The organism is Psychrobacter cibarius (genome assembly GCF_016107535.1).
Taxonomy (GTDB): domain Bacteria; phylum Pseudomonadota; class Gammaproteobacteria; order Pseudomonadales; family Moraxellaceae; genus Psychrobacter; species Psychrobacter cibarius.
Window position 1 is genome coordinate 41,225 of record NZ_JABASQ010000016.1, and the last position, 23,313, is coordinate 64,537.

Below are 23,313 nucleotides of genomic sequence, written 5' to 3' on the forward strand. Positions count from 1 at the left end.
TATATGGTGCGCCCAACACACTAACATAATAATAATCTCTAAAAATGGTGCACGGGGCGCACCATACGTCAACTAGGCTATTAATCGAGCTTACTCAAGCTCAAATAGCCAAACCAATCACCCAACCTCAACACTCGTCACATTCTGAAAGCCACGTGGCAGCTGACCACCACGATTGCCGCGCACACCCGTATAGTTAGCCAAATCATTTGGCTTGAGTGTCACATGGCGTTTGCCAGCAGTAATGATTAGGCTGTCTTGCTGACTGAGTGGCGTGATTGTAAGCACTTCTTCGCTTTCTTTTAACTTGATAAGTTTATTGCCTTTACCGCGTGCCTGTTCAGGTAAATCATCGAGGGAAAATATCAGTAAATATCCAGCATTGGTCACGACAGCGATATGGTCAGGCGCTACCTTTGCATGGGTATTGTCACCATCAGCATTGGCAGTCGTTTCTACTGGCGCATCGATACGCGTAACAGGGAGCAATCGACTATCAGCCGCTAGGTTAATGATGTTTTTACCCGCTTTTTGATTGCTATCAAGATTGCCGATGGTGTTGATAAAACCATACCCTGCGGAGCTAGCGAGGATGATGCGCTGATTGTCAGCACCAGTTAATAGCTGCTCAAAGCTAGCACCTGCTGGTGGTTTTAACACACTGGTCAGAGGATCGCCTTGACCACGAGCCGAAGCAAGGCTATGCGCGTCAATACTATAGCTGCGTCCTGTGCTATCAAGCACGTATATTTTCTCATTGGATTTGCCACGGACGTGCGCTTGATAGCTGTCACCTGAACGATAACTCATGCCAGCGGCATCGACGTCATGACCTTTGGCAGCACGAATCCAACCTGCCTTTGATAGGATGGCAGTGATCGGTTCGCTCGGTACAAGGTCAGATTCTTTTAATGCTTGCGCTTCTTCGCGCTCTGCGAGTGGTGATACGCGTTCATTGCCATGTTCTTTCATATCGGCTGTTAGCTCGTCAATCATCAGATTGGTCAGACTGTCTGGATTGTCCAGATACTCTTGAATGATGGCGCGTTCGGCAGCCAGTTCATCTTGCTCGCGGCGTAGCTCAATTTCCTCTAACTTTGCTAGCTGACGCAAACGAATATCCAAAATAGCATTGGCTTGAATCTCAGTGAGGTCATAATCTTGCATTAACGATAATTTTGGATCGTCCTCTTCACGAATGATGCGAATGACTTCGTCGATATTAAGATAAGCAATCAGCAAACCTGCGAGGATATGTAAGCGCTTGTCGATTTTATCGAGGCGATATTGTAAGCGACGGGTGACCACTGAACGGCGACAGATTAGCCATTCATCAAGGATTTCTTTTAGGTTTTTAACCTGCGGCTTACCGTTTAGGCCAATCATATTCATATTGACGCGATAATTGCTTTCTAGATCCGTACTGGCAAACAGATGGCTCATGACGCGAGCGACATCGACCCGTGTTGATTTTAGCTCAAGTACGATACGGCAGGCATTTTCGTGATCTGACTCATCATGGATATCGGTAATCCAAGGCAGTTTTTTATCCGTCATGAGCTTAGCGATTTGCTCTTGGATTTTGTTGCCTGAGACTTGGTAAGGCAGCGCGTCAATGATGACGAGATTTTTCTCTTTAGGGTCAACATGGAACGTCGCACGCATTTTATAGCTACCGCGTCCAGTCTCATACATCGCTTGCAAATCTTTTTTGCTGGTTATGATTTCAGCAGGGGTTGGTAGATCAGGCGCTGGTATTGATTGGGTAAGCTGCTTAACCGATAGCTCAGGATTTTTAAGCAAGCGAATCGCTGCACGCACCACCTCATTAAGATTATGCGGTGGGATATCGGTTGCCATACCGACCGCGATACCTGTCGTACCATTTAATAAAATATTGGGCAGGCGCGCAGGTAGGGTGGTTGGCTCTTGCATGGTGCCATCAAAGTTGTCTTGCCAATCGACCGTGCCTTGTCCAAGTTCTGCAAGCAAGGTATTGGCATAAGCCGACATTTTGGCTTCGGTATAACGCATGGCGGCAAAAGATTTAGGATCATCTGGGCTACCCCAATTACCTTGACCTGTAATGAGCGGATAGCGATAGCTGAACGGCTGCGCCATGAGCACCATGGCTTCATAACAAGCGCTGTCACCATGCGGATGGTATTTACCCAAGACGTCACCGACGGTACGCGCAGATTTTTTCGCTTTTGCCGTTGATTTTAGCCCCAGCTCACTCATGGCGTAAACAATGCGACGCTGGACAGGTTTTAGGCCATCGGCGATATTTGGTAACGCCCGATCCATGATGACGTACATCGCATAGTTGAGATAGGCCTGCTCAGTGAACTCTGCGACTGAGCGAGTATCCATCGGTTCATTAGGAATAATAGGGTCAATCGTATGATCAATAACATCGGACATAAAATAGGGTTCACTTATCAGTTTTAATAGGTATAGATAATTGGTGCAAGCGTACAAATAGGATAGCGCTATCGTAAAGGATATTGGCAAAATTAAAAAGGCATAAGTCAGAATAGACGACAGGTCGTGACGTGCCGGGTAATGATAAAGAGAGTACACAGCGTAACTTTGTGACCTTAACAGAGCTTGCTACTGCCCTTGATAGTAAAGGTAAAAAATAGTTAACGATAAAACAATATAAAGAGTATTAATGAATAAATGTTCGCTAATAAATCGCTGAAAAATTATCGCTTATCGCTATTAAGGTTTTGATAACTAAGATATTATTGACCGTCAAGACAGTTTGCGAACTCAAGTAGCAATCTTTTATATTGAGTAGTCTGTATAAAGTGTGTATGTTAATGAACAGAGGGCTATTTACCGCTATATTGTTTGCTCATCACCATATGATTGCCTCACAGCCAAGCCTGCGCTCTGAGTTTTTATATTTTTATCACACTGTGATTCGCATGGGTTGACGGTAGCGTACTATTACTAGGAGAGAAAAGATTATGGAAAATCACAGTAACCTAATTCGTCGTAACGATAAAGTATGGGTCAAAACTTACGAAAAGCTTGGTATTCAATACGACATTGAGATGCCAGCCGCTAATACTTCTTTAATCGATATATTTGAGCAGAATTTTACGAAGCACGCTGGCAAGACAGCGTTTGTCTGTATGGATGCAAAACTCTCCTACGAAGATTTAGATCGTTATAGCAAACAAATTGCTGCCTACTTGCAATCACTTGGCTTAAAAAAAGGCGATAAAGTCGGCGTCATGATGCCAAATATTTTGCAGCTACCGGTTGCCGTATTGGGTGTGCTGCGTGCTGGCATGACCTTGGTTAACGTTAACCCGCTTTACACCTCAAAAGAGCTTGAGCATCAACTAACAGACTCTGATACCAAAGCATTATTTATTTTAGAGAACTTTGCCAAAACGTATGAAGACATTGGTAAAGACTTGGTTGACCATGTCGTCGTGACGTCGATGGGTGATTTGATGAGTCCATTAAAAGGCTTTATCGTTAATATGGTCGTGCGTCACGTGAAGAAGCTTGTACCTGACTATAACCTTAAAACCAGCACCAACTTCAAAACGGCGCTGAATCGCTTCTCAGCCAAAAATTACAAACGTCCAGATAACATCTGCCTTGATGATATTGCTGTTTTGCAATATACCGGCGGTACCACAGGTGTTGCTAAAGGGGCGATGCTCACGCATGGTAATTTAGTCGCCAACCTGATTCAATGTGATACCTATCTTGGCGATGCTTTTGATAAGTTTGAAGGTATGGATGAGCAGCCAGTTATCATGACCGCCTTGCCGCTATATCATATCTTCTCATTTACCGTTTGCGGCATGTTTGGCTTATATCGCGGCTGTATCGGGTTACTGGTACCAAATCCACGTGATGGCGCAAGCTTAATCAAAGCTTATAAAGATTATCCACCAGCGTTTTTCCCAGCGGTCAATACGCTGTTTAATGCGTTGGCAAATAGCGATCCATTCAAAGCCTTAGATCATAGCAAGCTTGAAATGTCGATGGGCGGTGGCATGGCAGTATTAAAAGACACCGCTGACAAATGGCAAAAAATTACTGGTAATGTGATCGTACAAGGCTATGGTCTGTCAGAGACTTCACCTGTGGCGTCAGCAAACCCAGAAGGTACGGGCGAATTCTCAGGCAATATTGGTCTGCCGATGCCAGCGACAGACATGGCTATCTTGGATGAAGAAGGCAATGAGGTCGCACTGGGTGAGCGCGGCGAGATTTGTGTTCGTGGTCCACAGGTTATGAAAGGCTACTGGAAACGTGATGATGCTACCGCTGAAGTCATGACCTCTGACGGTTATTTCCGTACGGGTGATATCGGCGTGATGGATGAAGAAGGCTACTTTAAAATCGTTGATCGTAAAAAGAATATGATTTTGGTATCTGGCTTTAACGTCTATCCAAACGAAGTCGAAGATGTGATGTCAGGTCATCCAAAGATTTTGGAGTGCGGTGTCATTGGTATCGAAGATGAAAAGAGCGGCGAAGTGCCAAAGATTTATGTCGTGCGTAGTGATGACAGTTTGACTAAAGAAGAAGTGCTTGCTTATAGCAAAGAGAATTTAACTGGTTATAAGCGTCCTCGTTATGTTGAGTTCATCGATGAATTACCAAAATCAAATGTCGGTAAGATTTTGCACAAAGATTTGCGCGTGCTGGAAGAAAAGAACCACGGTTAATCAACTAGCCTTCAGCGCCAGAGTATTTTTATGAGTGTCTGCTACTGTTTGTTAGGCACTCGTAAAGTCATCATGATAAGTCACCACGATACTAATGATAAAAACTAAAGCTACAAACTAACGCTACGAATTAAATCTGCAAGAAACTATCAGGATGCTAAGTTGTCGTGATAGTGGTGGTTGTGATACTGGGTGTCGTGATCCAAAAATGGTAAGGTTGCTGGTATGCTGCCTTATCATTTTTTGTATTTATTGCTTTTTTTGTCGCTATGACCCAGTCAGGTAGAGATAGAGAATTTTTAGCAAAACTGCTATAGTGCTTACCGACATATTTGTCTATTTATCGACGAGATGACGTTAGTTTTGCGCTATATCTCTGATAAAACTATCAGGAATAATGTGGTTTTTAATTCGGAAATTCCGAGTTATTGTGCTATTTATCAAGGACTTAACGTTGCGCTTTGATTGACAAAGCTTGTGAATGACAAACCTTTTTTGTTACCACGTTTTTTATTCACAAGCTTCTGCTGTCATTGATCAATCACAAAAAATAATGGTGTTTTCATTAGATTATTCTACGTTTTTAACGGTAACATTTAGGGAAAATTATGACCGACAGTATCAATAAAGAGACCACAAACGATAATGCTGCAATGAATAATAAAGACAGCGTATTTCCTACTATGCCGACGATAGATAGTGACAGCCCCTGGTTGAAAACTTATGAGCGTTATGGCATTGATGCGACTATCGATATGCCTGATGACAATACCTCTTTACTTGATGTGTTTGAGCGTAACTTTAGCCGTTATGGGAAAAAAACGGCCTATATTTGTATGGGTGCATCGATCAGCTTTAAGGAATTGGATTTATACAGTCGCCAAATTGCCAGTTACTTACAATCATTAGGCTTGGTAACAGGTGATAAAGTTGGGGTGATGATGCCCAACCTCCTGCAATATCCAGTGGTTGCTTTGGGGATCATCCGTGCAGGTATGGTGTTGGTCAACGTCAACCCTCTATATACCAGCCGAGAGTTATCGCATCAGCTGCATGATAGTGGCACCAAAGCCCTGTTTATCGTAGAGAACTTTGCGAACACCTATCAAGAGGCAGAAGACAAAGGTCAGGTTGAGCATGTCATCGTTTGTAAGATTGGCGATATGCTAGGAACAGTGAAAGGAGCCGTTGTTAACCTCGTTGCGCGCCATGTCAAAAAAATGATTCCGGCTTATAGTCTGCCACACAGCGTGAGTTTTAAGCACGCTTTAAATGCAGTATCAGCCAGCAAATATAAGCGCCCTGATTTGAATTTAAGCGACGTGGCATTATTGCAATATACGGGCGGTACGACAGGGGTTGCCAAAGGTGCAATGCTGTCCCACGGTAACTTAGTTGCCAATATGCTACAGATTAGTGCATTGATGGACAGTGCATTTGATGATGATGTTGATGACAATGATGTCATCCTGACGGCACTACCGCTATATCATGTATTCTCATTTATGGTCTGCGGCATGTATGGCATGTACCGAGGTTATGCAGGCTTGCTTATCCCAAACCCTCGTGATTTGGATGGTTTGATTAAAGAGATGGCCAAATACAAACCCGCCTTTATCCCTGCGGTGAATACTTTGTTCAACGGTCTAGTACACAAAGACGGCTTTGCAGACTTAGATTTCTCTAACCTAAAAGCGTCTATCGGTGGCGGTATGTCTGTCTTGCCAAGCGTGGCAAAAGAGTGGCATAAAATCACTGGTCTGCCTATCGTGGAAGGTTATGGTTTGTCAGAAACTTCACCAGTGGCTGCTTTTAACCCGATGACCATTGCTGAATTCACGGGTAAAATTGGTATCCCTGCCTCTAGCACCGATATAATACTAATCGATGATGATGAAAATGAAGTCGCATTGGGTGATCGCGGCGAGATTTGTGTCAAAGGGCCGCAGGTGATGATAGGTTATCAAAATCGTCCAGAGGAAACAGCTGAAACGTTTACTGCCAATGGCTTTCTGAAAACTGGCGATATCGGTATTATGGACGAAAAAGGATTTATCAAAATCGTTGATCGCAAAAAAGACATGATTTTGGTCTCTGGTTTTAACGTCTATCCGAACGAAATTGAAGAAGCCATGAGCGAGCATCCAGCTGTGGTAGAATGCGGCGCTATCGGTATTCCAAACGATGACCGCGGTGAAGAGCCCAAGTTGTTTGTGGTCAAAAAAGGCGATGTGACTGAGCAAGAGTTGCTTGATTTTGGCAAAAAGCAACTGACTGGTTACAAGCGTCCGCGTCACATACAATTCGTCGATGAATTACCAAAATCAAACGTGGGTAAAATCCTGCGTAAAGAATTGCGTAAGATGGAAGGGTTAGAATAAAGTTGGTGCTATTTCTTTGTTAAGCCAATGACTGGCTCAAGTAGCGGCGCAATAGCTCGAACGAATCTTGCTATTGCGCCGCTGCCACGTTAGGATATCTCAATATTTACGTCTGCTATGGCATCCAATCATTATTTATTTTAGCTTATTAATAGTTTGCTAGATAAATGATGGTTAGCCACATAATGATAGACACCTCATTTTATGACACCGCCTTTAAAACATTGTACTAGGGATTTTTATGCGTATTGACAATCGTGAGCTTGACCAACTTCGCTCGATCAGCTTTGAGCGCCATTATACTAAGCATGCCGAAGGGTCAGTGTTAGTCAGCTTTGGTGATACCAAAGTATTGTGTACCGCTAGTGTTGAATCTGGCGTACCGCGTTGGCTCAAAGGTAAAGGCAAAGGTTGGATCACTGCTGAGTATGGCATGCTGCCACGCGCGACCAATACTCGTAACCAACGTGAAGCGGCACGCGGTAAACAATCAGGTCGTACCCAAGAAATCCAGCGTTTGATTGGTCGTAGCTTACGAGCGATGATTGACTTGAGTAAGCTGGGTGAAAATACCATTTATCTTGATTGTGATGTTTTGCAAGCTGATGGCGGTACTCGTACTGCTAGTGTGACGGGGGCTGCTATTGCGCTTATCGATGCATTAGAGAGTATCCAAAAAAGCAAAAAATTCAAGGCAGATCCACTGATTGGTTTGGTCGCTGCGGTCTCTGTTGGTATGAAAGACGGCAAAGCGTATCTAGATCTAAACTACGAAGAAGATGCCAGCTGTGATACCGATTTGAATGTGGTTATGACCCAAAAAGGCGAATTTATTGAGCTACAAGGAACAGCGGAAGAAAAGCCATTTACCCGCGCTCAAGCCGACGATATGCTGATTCTTGCCGAAAAAGGCATCGCTGAGTTGATTGCCATGCAAAAAACAGCCTTAGGTTGGTAGTCCTATTGATGACTACTTGCTCATCGTATTTTTATTAAAATTTTACTTTCTTATTACTCTGTAACAGGTAGTCATGCATGCTCAAGCTGACAGACGATGGTGCCAAAATCACGCTACAAGATCAGCCCAAAACGACTGAAGAGGGCATGTTTTGGTTTGGCTCAGCATTATTAATAGGAGCAGTGGCGGTTGCTTTGGCAATGAGTCTGCTGCCTGAGCGCTTGGCTATAGGGGCATTGGCGCTACTGATTATTGGTAGTTTTATCTTTAATCGAAAACGCCAACAACAGAAAAAAGCCATGGCTGGCGTTATCAGTAGCGGCATCTTGTGGCTGCGTGCTGGTGAGCTGGTGCATGACAATCAAGGTAAGCGTCAGCATATTCAGTTGACCGACGGTGATAAAATCATGCTTATTGGTGAGCAATTACAGATTATTGATTGTGATGATATATGCAAATACCGTATTAGTGGCTTTGATAGTATCCAAGAGGCAACCGCCGCCAAAGCTATTTTGCAAGGTCAAGCATTGGGCAAGCGCCATGTAAATATCAAGATGGGTGATAATACGTCCTAGCATTAAAAATCTAGCATGGTATCTAGATATCATAATATGTACTGACGTAACGCAATCACTTGAACCTCACCGAATATCTGAAATACTCAGCGAGTTACTTTATTTTGTGGCTTTAATTTATTAAGGTAGCTTCTCTATAAGAATAGATTCTTTCGTTTTTTTGTTGAAAATGAATTTTTGCTTATCGCCTACAAAGTGTAGTTCATCCTTATAGCCGTAATCGAGCGGCTCGTCTTTAAAGTCTATAGGAATGATGATTTCTCCTTTAGCGTCAATTAATCCCCATTTTTCTTCTGACTGAACGACAATGCTGTCATTATTTAATGCTGTGATTTTAGAGAACCGCTTATCAGGATGAAGGCGCTTGCCTTGAGCATCATATAGGCGCCAGTCTCCTGGGTCAGAAAACCCTACCATTGTGGTCGTCATACTATCTGTCGTTGCACTATCAAATATACTAAACTCTTTTATATCGTGGTATTTGATAGGCACTATGGTCTTATTGGTGGAACTTATCATACCCCATGCGTTTGGTTTTGCCGCAAAGTAGGTCTGCGCCCCAATTTGCATCAGTCTATTGTACATGGGCGGTATCAGCACGTTGCCTTTCACATCTATCATGCCAGTCTTACCGTTTTTACTGACCCTATAGCGATTAGGATTATCATAAGTAATCCTGTCAAAGGGTAGCGGTAAAACCTTACGACCTTGTTTATCAATAAACCAGTTTTTATTGTCTATTTTGGCAACCGCAATACCGTCATGAAATGCTTGTGCATGCTTATAAATGTTTTTAATGACCAGCGTTCCAGCAGTATTTATATATCCCCATTTGCCGTCTTTTTGAACTGCTGATAGGCCATCACTAAATGGAGATATATCTTCATATACGATAGGAGTCATGAGCTGTTCTTCTTTATTAGCCAAACCTTGTAGACCGTCACGTGCCACTAAAAATAGCCCATTGAGTGAGATGCCTTCATAATCATAGTCATCAGACAAATATATCTTCCCAGACGAATCAATGACTCCTTGATTATGGCCTTTTGCGATAGAGCCATAGCCATTTGCATAACAGCAAATTAGCATATCATATTCAGGGGGTATCAGGATGCTGCCGTGACGATCGATAAGCCCGTACTTGTCCTCTTTCCTGATCGTTCGAACACCTGATTCATCATCTGGATATCCCAATTTATCGTATTCTACTGCTAAAATGATTTCGCCAGCACCATTAATGAGACCGTATTTTTTGTTTTTTTCAACCACTCTCAAATCTTGTTCATCGGCGGTACTAATATCAGCGTATTCAACTGGAGCGATAAGTTGACCCGCGGAGTTGGCAAGGCCGTAAAGATTGTCGTTTTTTAATTCGTATTTTTTATCGTCAAAAACGGAGATGTTATCGTAGTTGGCTGACGATACAATCTTACCTTCGTTATTAATAAAGCCAACCTTGCCATCCTTTTCGAATGTTTCTACTCCAACCTCATCGGGATAGAAGCTAGGTAGTTGGTCAAACTCAAAGGGATGTAGAATATTGCCTTTTAAATCTATGAGCCCCCATTTGTCCTCCTTCTTTGCTTTTAGCATCATAGGACGATGCGAAAACGTTTTAATCTCTTGATACTCAATTGGGCTCAGTAGATTTCCTAGTTCGTTGGTTAGACCATATCGGTTACCTATAGCAACTTTGCCGTAATAAGGCTCTCTACAACAAAATAATCGGTCGTATTTTGCAGGTAAGACAATATGACCTTTTTCGTCAATTAACCCTTTTTTCTCCTGTTTTGAAATCAAGGCTCGATTGTGATTGTGGTCATTATCTAGACTGTCAACCCAATCATACTCCAAGGGCAATACGATGTTTCCAAGAGGATCAGCCACTCCATACTTTCCGTCTTGATTTAGACGAAAGTAGTGATTGTCATAGAGCGTAATGCCATCATAAACGGTCGGTAAAATCTGTTTTCCTTGTTTGTTGATGATACCTTTTTTACTGCCACTAGCCACCCCTAATAGCGTGTCATTAATATCAATAAAGTTGTCGAACGCATAGTCTGTTAACAGCGCCCCTTTTTCATTGACTAAAGCCCATAAGGTGTTATCAAGCGTTGCCACCATTAATTTATCTTCGCGTAAACAGCCTACGTAGGTAGCACCATTCACTGACGGTTTGACGCACTCTTCATTGGCATGGACCATAGAAGTGGGTATAAAAATACAAACAATAATCAGTTTTTTAATCGATAACACGCTATTTCCTAAGTTTTTTATCGTTTGGATGAATAATAACTCAACTAAATTTTAATAGTAAGGCGGTCTTAAGGTTTTCTTATAATGCATTTGGGTTTGAGAATGTATTCACAAAGCTTGCAGCGTCATGTCTAAATGGTTTATAAGTAAGATTAGAACATCCTATTATTATGGTTTATGTTGTCATTTATATTTTATTGACAAGGAGTTGGTCATGTCGCGTTTGCCTGTGTCATTGTCTATATCGCCGTCGGTTACCGCGTCGTGCAGTCTTTTATTGTTTACCGTTGGCCTAGTAGGTCAGGCTCATGCCGATAGTATGAGTGCGCTGATCGCCCAAAAATCTGTGCAATCTGATTTTAGTGCTCGCTATACACCTTCATACTCTTCCGTGCCCTCTGCGAAGGTCAGCACGCGTTCTACCATTCAACGTGCAGGAACTTATCGCTCAAATTCTGCCAGTACTCCACCAGTGATTCAGACATCCTATCGTTATCCTGAAGTAGCGCGTCAAGCGCCAGCAGTGATGCCCGCTTTTTTATCGGGTAATTATGATAATGTCGATAGCGAGTATTTACCGTTACTGAGCAGTGCGGAGATGCAGAGTAGTTTGGCCGCACGTGAAGTGGTTAGCACCGCACGCAAGATGGCGCTGAACGAGCGTGCGATCATTCAAGGTGGCTGCTGGGACTATCTCAATGCCGTGTTTAAACGCGCTGGGGTGACACGTGATACCATTCATAAAGGTACTTATGGTCAAGGTCCGTATGCCAATAGTGGCGAGATTGAAGTTGGAGATTGGCTCTATTATATCAATCATGGCTACAATGGCGTCGAGCATAGTGGACTGTTTGTCGGCTGGGTTGATGAGCGCGCAAAGCAAGCACTGATCCTCAGCTATGCGGGCGAAAACCGCCGCGAACCTGCGCGTTACCGTGTTTATGATTTGAGTAATGTCTATCAAATCATGCGCCCTAGTGTTTAAGGTGTCATATTTATGATGTCCTAAAAAAAAGCGTCCGTTACTTTAATAAGTAATGGACGCTTTTAGTTTAGAGCTATTCAGATTTAAAAATCAGTTATGGGCATATTTACTGAATTTTAGAAGGGCTTTACTACTACTAAGATGACGATAATGACCAATGCAAACACTGGTACTTCGTTAAACCAGCGCCAAAATTTATGCGTCTTATAATGCGGATTATCCATTAGCTTTTTACGATAAAAGCCACAAGCACCGTGATAGCCAGAGAGTAGCACCACTAATAATAGCTTGACGTGTAACCAGCCTTGGGTTTTATACACCTCCCAGCCTAGCCCTAACATCCATAGACCGAAGACCCATGTGGCTATCATTGATGGCGTCATAATACCGCGATAGAGCTTACGCTCCATAATAGCAAAGCGTTCGTGGCTAATGCTATCATCACTCATCGCATGATAGACAAACAAGCGTGGCAAATAAAATATCGCAGCAAACCAGCAGACCATCGATATAATATGCGCCGCTTTAATCCAGTTGAAATAATCTGCCATCACATTCTCTCTTACGATTTAATATTTTATCATCAATAATGTCGGCAAGCTTAGCGCAGATTATTCAATAATGGTAGCGATAAAAAACGCTACTCTGCCATCACTACTTGCGATTGATGACCGCTCATCGCATCCATCACAGGCAATACTTTGGGCGCTCTTGGCGCGGCAAATTGCTTTGTTAGACCAAGCTCACGCATGAGTCTGTCATCGCCTGATTGGCTTGCATTGCCAGTAGTCAGCAGTTTATCGCCATAAAAGAATGAGTTGGCACCTGCCATAAATGCCAAGGCTTGCTCAGAGTCGGACAAGCTCTCACGGCCAGCAGACAAACGCACATAGCTGGTCGGGCAGCAAATACGTGCTACGGCAATAGTACGAATCCATTCAATCACTGACAGTTGACCTTCTGCCAAGACTTTATCGCCAATCGGTGTGCCTTTAATGGGCACAAGTAGGTTGACCGGAATTGACTCTGGCGCTTTGGGCATTTTTAGCAGCTCATGTACCCAATCGATACGGTCGTCACGGCTTTCGCCCATTCCGACGATATTGCCACTACAGACATTGATGCCTGAGTTACGCACGTTATCTATGGTATCTAAGCGCTCGTCATAGCTTCGCGTGCTGACGACTTGCTCATAATAACGACGTGAAGTATCTAGATTATGATTGTAATAATCGAGTCCAGCATCCGCCAGTTGCGTCGCTTGATTAGTATCTAACATACCAAGGGTCATACAGGTCTCAAGCCCTAACGCTTTGACTTCTTTGATCAGCTCAACCACATAAGGCATGTCTTTGGCACTTGGATGTTTCCATGCTGCACCCATACAAAAGCGTGACGAGCCACTGGCTTTGGCACGTTTGGCCGCAGCAATGACTTTATCCACTTCTATGCGCTTCTCTGCTTGTAATTTAGTCGTGTCGCGGTGGTGACCGGATTGTGAGCAATAGCCACAATCTTCGGGGCAGTTACCTGTTTTGATCGACAACAAAGTACTAATTTGTACTTCATTGGCAGTGAAGTGCGCCCGATGTATCGTTTGCGCTTGCAACAACAAATCCATTAAAGGCAAATCAAACAGTTCGGCGATTTCTTCGCGGCTATGCTTACGGGTCATTTGTTGGCTGGCGGTGGTATCCGTTGTTAAGTTGTTTAAAAAGTCATTGTTCAAGCCGCTGTGGCTGTTATTTTTATTATTAAACGTGTCAGTGGGGCTACTGGCATTAGGCTCTGAGATGTTAAGTAATCCTGCCATCATATAATTCCTTTTATAATAGTTTTTGCAACAATCATTTTGAAGAGAATAGTAGTTAAAAGAGTTGTGTATAAAGCCATAAAATTTTAGGTAATAAAAAAGGCTGCGATATAGTATACCGCAACCTTTTTAGAAAATCAGAACACTGCGAAAGAGTAAAGTAACTGAGCGCTAAATAATCGTGATCTGTTTTCTTTATTTATATCGATCTATTTACGTCATTATTTGCCAAGTTTGTGCTTAGCAACCCCAATCCAATGGTTGGCAAGTTTTTGTGCTTTATAAGCATAAGGCTTGGCTTTTTGGATATAAGGTTTACATTCTTCTGGAACAGCTGGCACGATATGCTTAGCAAGTTTATTGAACCACATCATTAGGCTGTAATCGCCTTCGATGCTGAGGTTGCCTTCTTGTACAGCAGTCATAAAGGCAGGAAGATTGCCTTTGGTCAAAAGCTTAACACCTGTCATCGAATCTTTGAAATTGATGGTGAGGTCTGCTTTTTTAGCATGACCACTGTATTGGCTGAAGCTACCATTATCAAAGACAAAATAACGGGCGATATCCGCTTCAGTGCTGGCAAGCTCAATCGTCACATTGCGATCAGCGAATAGTGCTTTCACATCTTCGTTATCACTATCAGCAAGCATGGACAAACGATAGCCAATCACAGCCAATAGCACATCTAACGGATCAGATTTAATATCTAATACAGGAACAGTAAACATAATCGAACTCCTAAAGAATGAGACGCAAAATAATGCGTACTTTATAACAATTTTTGTGACAAATATATAACTAGATTATAAACGATAGAGAGGTTGCTATTCTTTAGGAGTTACGTAGAGAGCGTTAAGTATCTTGTAACATCCAATGACGTCATCTGAATTAGAACAAGTTGTTAATATTTATAAAAATGACAGTAGAAAAGAGAATGGTAACGAAAATGAATGCTCACACTACCTATGCTAGATTGAGCGAATTTGACGGCAGGTTAATCGTAATTTTTGGACGAGATACAGTCGAATAAAGATAATGTAATACAGGCTATATAAGAGGTAAGTAAAAGTACTGTAAACAGAGAATGAACTAACCTGACAGCGTCGCTCATTGATATAGACGCGACTCTATCAGTGGAAGCGCGGTTGGTAGTCGTCATCATAAACAGGCGTGTGCTCGATATAACGTGCCGCTTGCAATTGACGTTGCAGCTGAACGGATTGACTGACATCCTCGTAACGTAGTGCCCGATACAGCACCCAGCCCGCTAAAGGCAACCAACTGATACCCATGGCGATGATATAGCTGTGCCATTCTGACAGCTCTGATAGCATAGGACGACCCGCCACAATGCTTTGAATCGCCTCAACTGCTAGCCAATATGCCATACCACCAAATAGATACCAGAGCAGCCAGCGCTGTGAGGATAAGGCAAGCGCTAAAATCAAGCCTGCCAGCAAGCTATAACCAAGCAGTGCCGCCGTGCTCCACGTTTCTATACCAATAATCGAAAATATAGTCAGTAACATCATTCATCTCGCTATTCATAAGGTGAATTCCAATAGGGTCATTATGAAAGTTTGGGGAACAAAGCTAAAGAGGGGACAAGCGACTTTGCGACAACCGTTGACGTTTGGTTTTTTAGCGCATTTTGATGATTTTGTATGGCAAGGTTTAAGCATAAGCGCCGCAAGGATGGGCGCTTATTATTAAGAGTGTATAGGAGGGTTTTTGGGTTTTAAAAGAGACTGATGCAGGTTTAAGGTAGGGTTAAGCGCGATTGCTACGAGTGCCCCACCAAGACAATAGTGAGACTAAAATCGCGCCTAGCAGCATCAGTCCTACAGTGGTTAGCCAATGTGGACCAGTAGGATATTGCCATGGCATCACGTTGTTTATCGCGTCACTATTAAGCGCGCCTAACGCATCTACTTTCCATGGCCATACTTTCACAAGCGAGCCTGCGATAAAACCTGTGAGCAAGGCCAAAGTTGCCTGATAGTAGCGAGACAATAACCATTTAAGTGCGCGAGTAAATAATAACAATCCCGTTGCCATACCCGCAATGACCGTGAAGATTATCGTAAAGTTAAGGCTATGTACGGCTTCTAATACTGCGTCATAAGCACCTAATAGTAATAAGATAAAAGACCCAGATATACCGGGCAGTATCATGGCACAAATAGCGACTGCCCCTGCAAAAAACAAATAAGGCAAGCTTGGTGTGGTCGTGAGTAATGGTAAGCTGCTAATGACCACAGCGGCAACAAGACCAGTCACGAAGAGTGCTGCCCGCCCTATATTCCAACGCTGAATCTCACTCAATAATATAAATACCGTTGCGACAACCAGTCCAAAAAAGAACGACCAAATAAATAACGGTTGATTATCCAATAGGTGTTTGATAATACCGGCTAAAGTAGCAAAACTGGTGGCGATTCCCAATAATAAAAACAACAAAAAAGTGGCATCAACCTGTCGCCACACTGCAACCAAACCTTTGATTCCGCCTTCCTGTCGAAATATCTGCCAGAGATTGGGGCCGATGCTACTCAGGGCGTTAATCAAGCGCTCATAAATACCAGCAATCAGCGCAATGGTGCCGCCAGAGACACCTGGTACGATATCCGCTGCCCCCATGGCCATTCCTCTGATATAAACCCCAAATAGTTGCTTTGGACTATCGGAGGATGCAGCAGTGCTGCTCTTATCCAGTGGTTGTGGCGCTGACGGCTCATTTTGCCGCGGTGATGGTGATGCCGTCATGGACAATCCTTTTTTATTTAAAAACACAGTGAAAGTTAATGCGATGCTGCTAAGTATGCTAGGACAGTGATGCGAAAATTGAATGTAGCAATGTAGCAATGTAGCAATGTAGCAATGTAGCAATGTAGCAATGTAATAAGACATAAAAGCCAGATTAATGTTAAAAACACTAAACTAGCTCCATGGTATGGTATTGCGAGTGTAGTCGTTACTCTGTAGGCGCAAGTGCTGGATAACCAAGGGCATAAAATATGCCTTCAAGCCCTGTGACATTGATGGCGGCATCAGCACGTGCTTGGACAATAGGCTTAGCGTGATAGGCGACGCCTAGGTCTGCGATGGCCATCATCGGTAAATCATTGGCACCGTCACCGATACAGACCACTTGTGACATCTCGATGCCTAAGCGCTCCGCAGTATGCTCAACGATAGCCGCTTTTTTGGCACCATTGACGATGGGCAGCTGTACGTGACCAGTGACTTCCCCTTCGTCGATATCTAGGGCGTTGGCGTGAACTTCGTCAATGCCTAATTGCTCAGCGATGTAGCGCGCAAAGTAGGTAAAGCCGCCTGATACCAGTACGGTATGGTAGCCCAAAGCCTTTAGTGCACTGATGGTAGTGCGAGCGCCCATTGATAGCGTTAGGCGGCTGCAGATATCATCCAGCACATCGGTCGAGATGCCTTTTAGTAACGCTACCCGCTGGGCAAAAGACTCATCAAAATCCATCTCACCGCGCATTGCCGCTTCCGTAATGGCTTCGACTTCTTCGCCGATGCCCGCTGTTTTTGCCAACTCAACGATGACTTCTTGCTCGATTAAGGTGGAATCCATATCAAAGCAGGCAAGCTTGTGAGTACGTAGCATATGACCGACTGATAAAATGTGGCAATCAACAATATCCAAGCGTTCAGCACTGCTCGCTTGATGACTATCGTTATAAGCTTCGGTCAAGTCATGACGCAAGCGTGTGGTCAGCTGATCATCAATGATATGAGCTGCTGCGGTCTTTTTGCCAGGATGCATGAGCGTATCAGTGACTGGAACCAACAAATAGCGGAACACTTGTGCTTGAGTAAAAGGCAAGCGCTGTGCGTTTGCTGCTGTTGGCTCTGTATCAGAAACGGTAATATTGACAAAACTGGCATCAGTATCTTCAGCGACGGTGACCAAATGCCAGCTTGGCTGTTCATCGACCCATGATTGCACATACTGGTGGATATCAAGCGTCGATATTTTGGTCGGTAGCACAACAATAAGAGCAAAAACTGGCAGGGACTGTAGCGCATCAAAATCTTGTAAGTTCGTGTTATCTGGTAACAGTGACGCAATAGAGTCAACGGCTTGTTGCCATGCTTTGCTGTCTTTTGGTAACGAGTAAGATGTATTGTGTGGCATGGCTCAATGGTCCCTTGTATGCTCATATAAGATTGGGAATAATAGCAGCTTTACTCGGCAGCGCCTATAGATGACGCACAAAGTATCACCGTCGATTAAAGATGACAGCAATCATTAAAAAATCATTTGAAATTGAATGTGATTATTATGATAAATTTATAAATCAACTAACGCTATAAGACTTATTATGGTGATATAGTAGATAAGATAAGCGGTCTGTATTCATGATGATATTCACAACAATGCTCTCAGTCGCCGCTTACCAAATGTGCCGTAGATTATCCTGAGTATTAGTATTTTAGACAGCAGTTTTTAAGTAACCAAACCTTGTTGTAAATATTATTTTAGGCAACAACATACGTGTCGGGTTATGGTACTTAAATTCAATACATACTTGTTAAGATACGCACTATTATAGTTTTTTTAAATTCGCCAAAAAATGAGGGATAGCCTTGTTTTTTTAATTTCTCTTATCCAAAAAAGTTTACCATATCATGACGTATTTAGCGCCGCGGCAAGGGTTGTTTGCCATTATTCTTCTGGTTAGTTTTTGTTTGCAGACGTTGTTATTGGTCATCAGTACCGATCAACAGCTGAGCAAAAGTCGTGCGTTAAAAGGCGAGCAGATGGTCGCCCAGCTGATTGATGAAGCAAGGTTGTCTTTAGAAAATAAAGACCGTGTCAGCTTAAGTGTCATTGCCAATCGCTATACCAGCGAGCAAGACGTGACGCGCATATTGATTAAAGACAATAACGACGACATCTTGGTGCCTGTTGGCAATGCGCCCATGCAGCAAGGTGATACCATTCGTCAGATTGCCACCAATGGTGATTCGGTGATTGGCAGTGTGTCGTTGACGTTAAAAGATATTAGCAAAGGCGAGATTATCGCTATGCAATGGCCGTTCGTCATCGGTACGATGCTGCTGCATTTGTTGCTTTGGCTGGTTTATGGTTACCTTGCCCGTCCAACCAAAGAGCAAATTAACGCGCTTAGCCGCGATATTCAAGATTTGCATCGTGAGCAGTATATGCAAATCGATCAGCGCAGTTATGATCGGGAGTTTGAACGCCGTACCACGGATGCGGATAGAGAAACATCGGAGCATTCTGTAGAGAGTGCAACGGACAGTCAGCCAACCAATGCACACAAATTCGATGTACATAGTGAAGTAAACCAGTATTTAAGAACGCAACAGAATCAAGCGGCGACTGATACCACTGGCTCTGATAGTCAGCCTATCGATAGTACGACTGAAGAGCGAGCGGAGCATGATGCAGCAAATGGTGCTGCCCAAGATGAGATAAGCCGCGCTCCTAAATCTGGTAGCGCCTCTCGGTTGTCTGCCACCCGCTCATTTGACAGTGTGAGAGTGCAGATTGTATTCCATGACGAGTTCAATATGCTTGAGCGTCTGGCACCGGCTCAGCGTTTACCTTATTTGGCATTATGTACGCAGCTATTGAACCAAGCAGTGACCGAGTTACTCAAGCAGCCATTGTTGTTGGGTGTCAGCGAAATGAACGAGCCGCGTTTCGATGACACGGGTGCTAGCGTGTTGTTAAAGGCGGACAATAGCCATGCCAAAGTGGCGTTAGCAGGTGTGATGCTTGGCAAGCTGTATCTGATGCTTAACAAAATCATCCATGACAAGCACATTGAGCTGAGTCGCTTTGCACTACCTGCTAAAGCAGGGGTCAGCGATGATGCACAGGCGCAAGCAATGACGCAATTATTACACAGCGTCGGCAAAAAAGAGCAAATGCTGATTTTGTTACCTAATACAGGTCTCAAGCAAATCAGCCACCATGTACAGGTACAGAGTATCATGCGCCCAACCACTGTTTATGAGCGTGAATGTGCGGTGTTCGATGGTGGTAATGATTCGATGATCCAACGCTTAGCGGATGTGCGCAATGCGGTATTGATGATTGAAAGCACAGATGAGTCGGCTATTTAATGCTGCTTATATTCGCTTATTACTATACAATTGTCTGAGATATTGTCTCTGTCGTTATGTTTATATAGCCTAAAAATAGGGCAGTAATAATAAAAAGCATTGACAACGTGAAGTAGAGACTTTATAAGGCATATATATATTAATGTATTCTTAATACCCTTGCTAAAAATGATAGGAGTTTGTCATGAGTGACGCTGATATTGACGACGATTTTGATGATGATTTTGTCGACGATGATGATGCAAAGATGGTGGAAGAGGCCGAGACGAGCGTGCGTACGCGCTTAAGTAGTCTTGAGAAGCGTCGACTGATCGATAATCTGCTAGAAGAAAAGCGTTTGGCTAAAGAGCTAAAGGATGATCTAGACGATATAGACAATTTCGATGAAGATGGCGATGATTGGGATGATGACGATCTTTAGTTTTCAAACTTAAGTCATAGCCTAATGTGAAAGTGCTCAGTCATTTAAGCCGACTAAAGCCTTTTAATAACGGTATATTAGCTGACAGTGTAATGCTAATGATATCGCAATCGTTACTTTTTGACGGTTGCTAGCCACCCGCTCTATGCAATGATTCTTATTTTATAAAGATGGTTTGGGTGCTTTACCGAAACCATTTTTACCTTCAAATTATCCACTATTCTGCACTTAACCGATCGTTTATGGCGACAGCCGCACTCTATCTTTCAAGGACAATTACATCATGAGTAATCAACTAAGCTTCGATGAATTATTAGACTATTTGGACAATCAAGAGAGCCCATTTGTGCTTGATAGTGTCGCCGCGCATGGTTTTTTGACAGCGACAGTTATTGGGCGTCCATTACCGAATTGGCTGGATGCACTGTTTGAAGGCCATGTTAGTGAAATCCCAGAAAACGTCATCGACGGTATCCAGCGCTGGCGCGATTCTATTATCGCTGAGCTAAAAAACGAGACGCCTATTGAGCTACCGTTTGGTGAAGATGCGGGTGATGAAGAAGTGGCCGTTGATTTTTCAGATGAATCAGATATCGTTGCTTGGTCAATTGGCTTTGTCGATGCGATGTATGGCGATGAAGCCAGCGATTGGTTTGAAGATGAAGAGACGGCTGAAGATGTGGCTGTCTTGACCTTACCAATGATTTTGCTAAGCGGTATCGATGATGAAGATCCAGAGCTTGCAGAGATGCGTAAAGATGAAGACAAGCTGGCACAAATGGCCAATAGCATCGAAGGCAATTTGACTGAGTTATTTTTATTGTTCCATACCAACGATTAGCCTTTTTTATCAATATAGGGACAGCGTGGTTTGGTCTATATCCAAGTTGACGCTGTCTATATAACGTCACCGATAAGGTCGTATTATGACTGTGCAACTCTCCAATCTTGAGCATTTGCCCAACTACCAAATCACCGAGCGTTTAGATGTGGTGTACGGCAGTACCGTACGCTCAAAACATGTCGGCAAAGACTTGTTTGCTGGACTTAAGAATATCGTTGGTGGTGAGTTAACGGCTTATACCGAGCTGTTAGAAGAGTCACGCCAAGAGGCGATCGATCGGATGATTGTCAAAGCAGAAGCTTTGGGTGCAGATGCGGTTGTGGGGTTGCGTTTTTCGACCTCTAGCATCGCGCAGGGAGCTTCTGAATTGTTTGTCTATGGCACCGCTGTCAAAGCAATACCGATGCCGCAGCAAGTCTATCAAACCCCACCAAGCGACTCTTATCATCAGTCTGGTCAACAGCCAAATCTACAAAATTCTGCACCGACAGCGACCGATGACTTGCCACGTTTCAACCCTTTTGGTTAGCTAACCAAATCTTAAAGCATCGATGCTTTTTTCTGATAAGTTTATGACAAGAGACGTGCCATGAATAACCCCCTTACCCAAATGCTTATCAATTACGCACCGTTTATTTTATTATTCGCTGCTGGTTGGTTCTTTGGGTCGCGTCATGAGCGCCAACATCTCGCGCAGTTAAGCATTGCAGAGCAAGAATTAAGCCATATTATGGTCTCAAGTGAGCGCTTTTATGTGCCGAAACTTGTTGCCACGACTGAGGGCGAGCTGGTACTTGGTAGCGTGGTTATTGCCCAAGATTATTTCAAAATGATTATCGCTCGGGTATTGAGCATTTTTGGCAAAAACTTGACCACTTACGAGACCTTACTCGACCGTGCCCGCCGCGAAGCTCTGGTACGTATGCGTACCGAAGCACAAGCCAAAGGCTATAACCATATCTACGGCTTACGTCTAGAAGTTAGCAATATCAATCAATTGGGCAGCATGGTCGAAGCTATTGCCTATGGTACGGCAGTTATCAGTACTGACCGTCACTAAAGTCCTGCCAATTTAAGATATATTCTTAATCTTATGTTCTTTCTTATCCCCAAAATAAGCACTTATCTTAGTTATCCTTGCGTTGCTATCAATGTCTAACAAGAAATTATAGAGAGTCGACTATATTATGCTTGAACTTTTCTTCTGGGGCTTCCTGCTACTTTTACAGATTGTTTTTGGGCTACTGATGTTTTATGGTGTGTTTAAAGTGATGCTCTGGTCTAGTCGTACAAAGCTTTCAAAGCGTACTTCCAGCTCATCTTCTGGAGATGACATCAACAACAGTAATCATAGCGGATATAGCAGCAATGACTCTTGTGGTGACAGTGGTGGTGATGGTGGCGGGTGTGATTGATTCCTTTCTTAGCGACAAATCTGCTCGTTCTCAGCCTAAAAATATAAATAACGGTATACCTTAAAGTTTTTCTATACTTTTATATGGCGGATATCCTACGTTTGGATACTGACTGGTGAGTAGTTGAATAAAATAGATAAGGTAGACTTTACCCCTATATACTTGCTTTTACCATGTCTTATCTTTTGCTGTTTTTTAATTGATTATCGGTGTTTAACGGCTATTGATTATGAGGACACGCCTCAGCAAGGATTGCTAATCAGGCGTCATTTAATCAGCATAATCGGTCTAAAAATTCATCTATAAAATGAATCTATAAACAGCTCTTATCTACAAGGATGTAGTTATGGAAGGTCTTGCAATAGTCACGTTAGTCAATTCAGTTATCATTCCTATTTGTCTGTTTTTAATCATGATGGGCATGGGTCTGACCCTCGTCACCAACGATTTTAAACGGGTTTTAAAATACCCAAAAGCAGTCGGCATTGGCTTGACCAATCAGTTGATACTGTTACCTATCATTGGCTTTGCCTTGGCCAATATCATGCCATTACGCCCAGAGTATGCCGTCGGAGTTATGCTCCTCGTATTGTGTCCGGGTGGCACTACCTCAAACTTATTTACCTATTTAGCCAAAGGCGATGTGGCGCTGTCGGTGACGATGACCGCGATTGCGAGCGTGATTACCGTCTTTACCATTCCCATTGTGCTGAGCTTTTCATTGATTTATTTTATGGGCAGCGGTAGTGAGTTTGAGTTACCAGTAGTAAAAACGATGCTGACTGACCCCTGCCGTCAAATCCGTACACATAAACTTGGGAGATTTTAATTACGCA

Annotated in this window: 19 protein-coding genes; 11 read left to right on the plus strand and 8 right to left on the minus strand. The window is 43.2% G+C overall.

Annotated features, from left to right (window positions below; all coding sequences use genetic code 11):
* Positions 1 to 117: 117 nt before the first annotated feature.
* A complete protein-coding gene (gene parC, locus JFC08_RS09845; protein ID WP_198330559.1) occupies positions 118 to 2,424 on the minus strand; it encodes a DNA topoisomerase IV subunit A in 2,307 nt (768 codons plus the stop codon).
* Positions 2,425 to 2,975: 551 nt separating this feature from the next.
* Here parC and JFC08_RS09850 point away from each other — a divergent pair.
* The 4 genes from JFC08_RS09850 (at position 2,976) to JFC08_RS09865 (ending at position 8,617) form a co-directional block, all read left to right on the plus strand.
* Positions 2,976 to 4,703 carry an AMP-binding protein gene (locus JFC08_RS09850; protein ID WP_055124813.1) on the plus strand — a complete coding sequence of 576 codons (1,728 nt, stop codon included), beginning with the start codon at positions 2,976 to 2,978 and terminating at the stop codon, positions 4,701 to 4,703.
* 608 nt (positions 4,704 to 5,311) lie between these two features.
* Complete coding sequence (locus JFC08_RS09855) at positions 5,312 to 7,084, plus strand: AMP-binding protein (RefSeq protein WP_198330560.1); 1,773 nt, start codon at positions 5,312 to 5,314, stop codon at positions 7,082 to 7,084.
* A gap of 241 nt (positions 7,085 to 7,325) precedes the next feature.
* Entirely contained in the window at positions 7,326 to 8,042 is a 717-nt protein-coding gene (gene rph, locus JFC08_RS09860) for a ribonuclease PH (protein WP_198330561.1), read from the plus strand.
* 77 nt (positions 8,043 to 8,119) lie between these two features.
* A complete protein-coding gene (locus tag JFC08_RS09865) occupies positions 8,120 to 8,617 on the plus strand; it encodes a hypothetical protein (RefSeq protein ID WP_198330562.1) in 498 nt (165 codons plus the stop codon).
* A 120-nt stretch (positions 8,618 to 8,737) separates the two neighbouring features.
* Here the strand turns inward: JFC08_RS09865 and JFC08_RS09870 are convergent, their stop codons facing one another.
* Positions 8,738 to 10,873 carry a WG repeat-containing protein gene (locus tag JFC08_RS09870; protein WP_198330563.1) on the minus strand — a complete coding sequence of 712 codons (2,136 nt, stop codon included), beginning with the start codon at positions 10,871 to 10,873 and terminating at the stop codon, positions 8,738 to 8,740.
* Positions 10,874 to 11,087: 214 nt separating this feature from the next.
* On the opposite strand from JFC08_RS09870, the gene JFC08_RS09875 reads away from it, so the two are divergent.
* Positions 11,088 to 11,858: a hypothetical protein gene (locus JFC08_RS09875; protein ID WP_198330564.1), complete on the plus strand. Its 771-nt coding sequence runs from the start codon at positions 11,088 to 11,090 to the stop codon at positions 11,856 to 11,858.
* Between the two features lie 116 nt (positions 11,859 to 11,974).
* Here the strand turns inward: JFC08_RS09875 and hemJ are convergent, their stop codons facing one another.
* The 6 genes from hemJ to serB all read right to left on the minus strand — a co-directional run bounded on the left by hemJ (position 11,975) and on the right by serB (position 17,836).
* Positions 11,975 to 12,409 carry a protoporphyrinogen oxidase HemJ gene (hemJ, locus tag JFC08_RS09880; RefSeq protein ID WP_045453451.1) on the minus strand — a complete coding sequence of 145 codons (435 nt, stop codon included), beginning with the start codon at positions 12,407 to 12,409 and terminating at the stop codon, positions 11,975 to 11,977.
* Between the two features lie 89 nt (positions 12,410 to 12,498).
* Positions 12,499 to 13,533, minus strand: a complete 1,035-nt coding sequence (gene bioB, locus JFC08_RS09885; RefSeq protein WP_198330571.1) for a biotin synthase BioB — start codon at positions 13,531 to 13,533, stop codon at positions 12,499 to 12,501.
* 359 nt (positions 13,534 to 13,892) lie between these two features.
* Positions 13,893 to 14,399, minus strand: a complete 507-nt coding sequence (locus tag JFC08_RS09890; RefSeq protein WP_198330565.1) for an SCP2 sterol-binding domain-containing protein — start codon at positions 14,397 to 14,399, stop codon at positions 13,893 to 13,895.
* Between the two features lie 402 nt (positions 14,400 to 14,801).
* The gene (gene aciT / locus JFC08_RS09895) at positions 14,802 to 15,203 is read right to left on the minus strand and encodes an AciT family ciprofloxacin tolerance protein (RefSeq protein ID WP_227697720.1); all 402 of its coding nucleotides are present in this window, start codon (positions 15,201 to 15,203) and stop codon (positions 14,802 to 14,804) included.
* Positions 15,204 to 15,441: 238 nt separating this feature from the next.
* On the minus strand, positions 15,442 to 16,437 hold the full coding sequence (locus JFC08_RS09900; RefSeq protein WP_198330566.1) for a DUF368 domain-containing protein: 996 nt from the start codon (positions 16,435 to 16,437) through the stop codon (positions 15,442 to 15,444).
* Between the two features lie 208 nt (positions 16,438 to 16,645).
* Positions 16,646 to 17,836, minus strand: a complete 1,191-nt coding sequence (gene serB / locus JFC08_RS09905) for a phosphoserine phosphatase SerB (RefSeq protein ID WP_198330567.1) — start codon at positions 17,834 to 17,836, stop codon at positions 16,646 to 16,648.
* Between the two features lie 494 nt (positions 17,837 to 18,330).
* Here serB and JFC08_RS09910 point away from each other — a divergent pair, with 494 nt between their 5' ends.
* The 6 genes from JFC08_RS09910 to JFC08_RS09935 all read left to right on the plus strand — a co-directional run bounded on the left by JFC08_RS09910 (position 18,331) and on the right by JFC08_RS09935 (position 23,306).
* Positions 18,331 to 19,797: a hypothetical protein gene (locus tag JFC08_RS09910; protein ID WP_198330568.1), complete on the plus strand. Its 1,467-nt coding sequence runs from the start codon at positions 18,331 to 18,333 to the stop codon at positions 19,795 to 19,797.
* 184 nt (positions 19,798 to 19,981) lie between these two features.
* Positions 19,982 to 20,218 carry a PA3496 family putative envelope integrity protein gene (locus tag JFC08_RS09915; RefSeq protein WP_045443968.1) on the plus strand — a complete coding sequence of 79 codons (237 nt, stop codon included), beginning with the start codon at positions 19,982 to 19,984 and terminating at the stop codon, positions 20,216 to 20,218.
* 283 nt (positions 20,219 to 20,501) lie between these two features.
* Entirely contained in the window at positions 20,502 to 21,059 is a 558-nt protein-coding gene (locus JFC08_RS09920; RefSeq protein WP_055124803.1) for a YecA/YgfB family protein, read from the plus strand.
* 85 nt (positions 21,060 to 21,144) lie between these two features.
* Positions 21,145 to 21,591, plus strand: a complete 447-nt coding sequence (locus JFC08_RS09925; RefSeq protein WP_060491846.1) for a YbjQ family protein — start codon at positions 21,145 to 21,147, stop codon at positions 21,589 to 21,591.
* Positions 21,592 to 21,651: 60 nt separating this feature from the next.
* Positions 21,652 to 22,122, plus strand: coding sequence for a YbjQ family protein (locus JFC08_RS09930; RefSeq protein ID WP_198330569.1), 471 nt, complete (start codon positions 21,652 to 21,654; stop codon positions 22,120 to 22,122).
* 701 nt (positions 22,123 to 22,823) lie between these two features.
* A complete protein-coding gene (locus JFC08_RS09935; RefSeq protein WP_227697721.1) occupies positions 22,824 to 23,306 on the plus strand; it encodes a bile acid:sodium symporter family protein in 483 nt (160 codons plus the stop codon).
* The last annotated feature ends 7 nt before the right edge of the window (positions 23,307 to 23,313 follow it).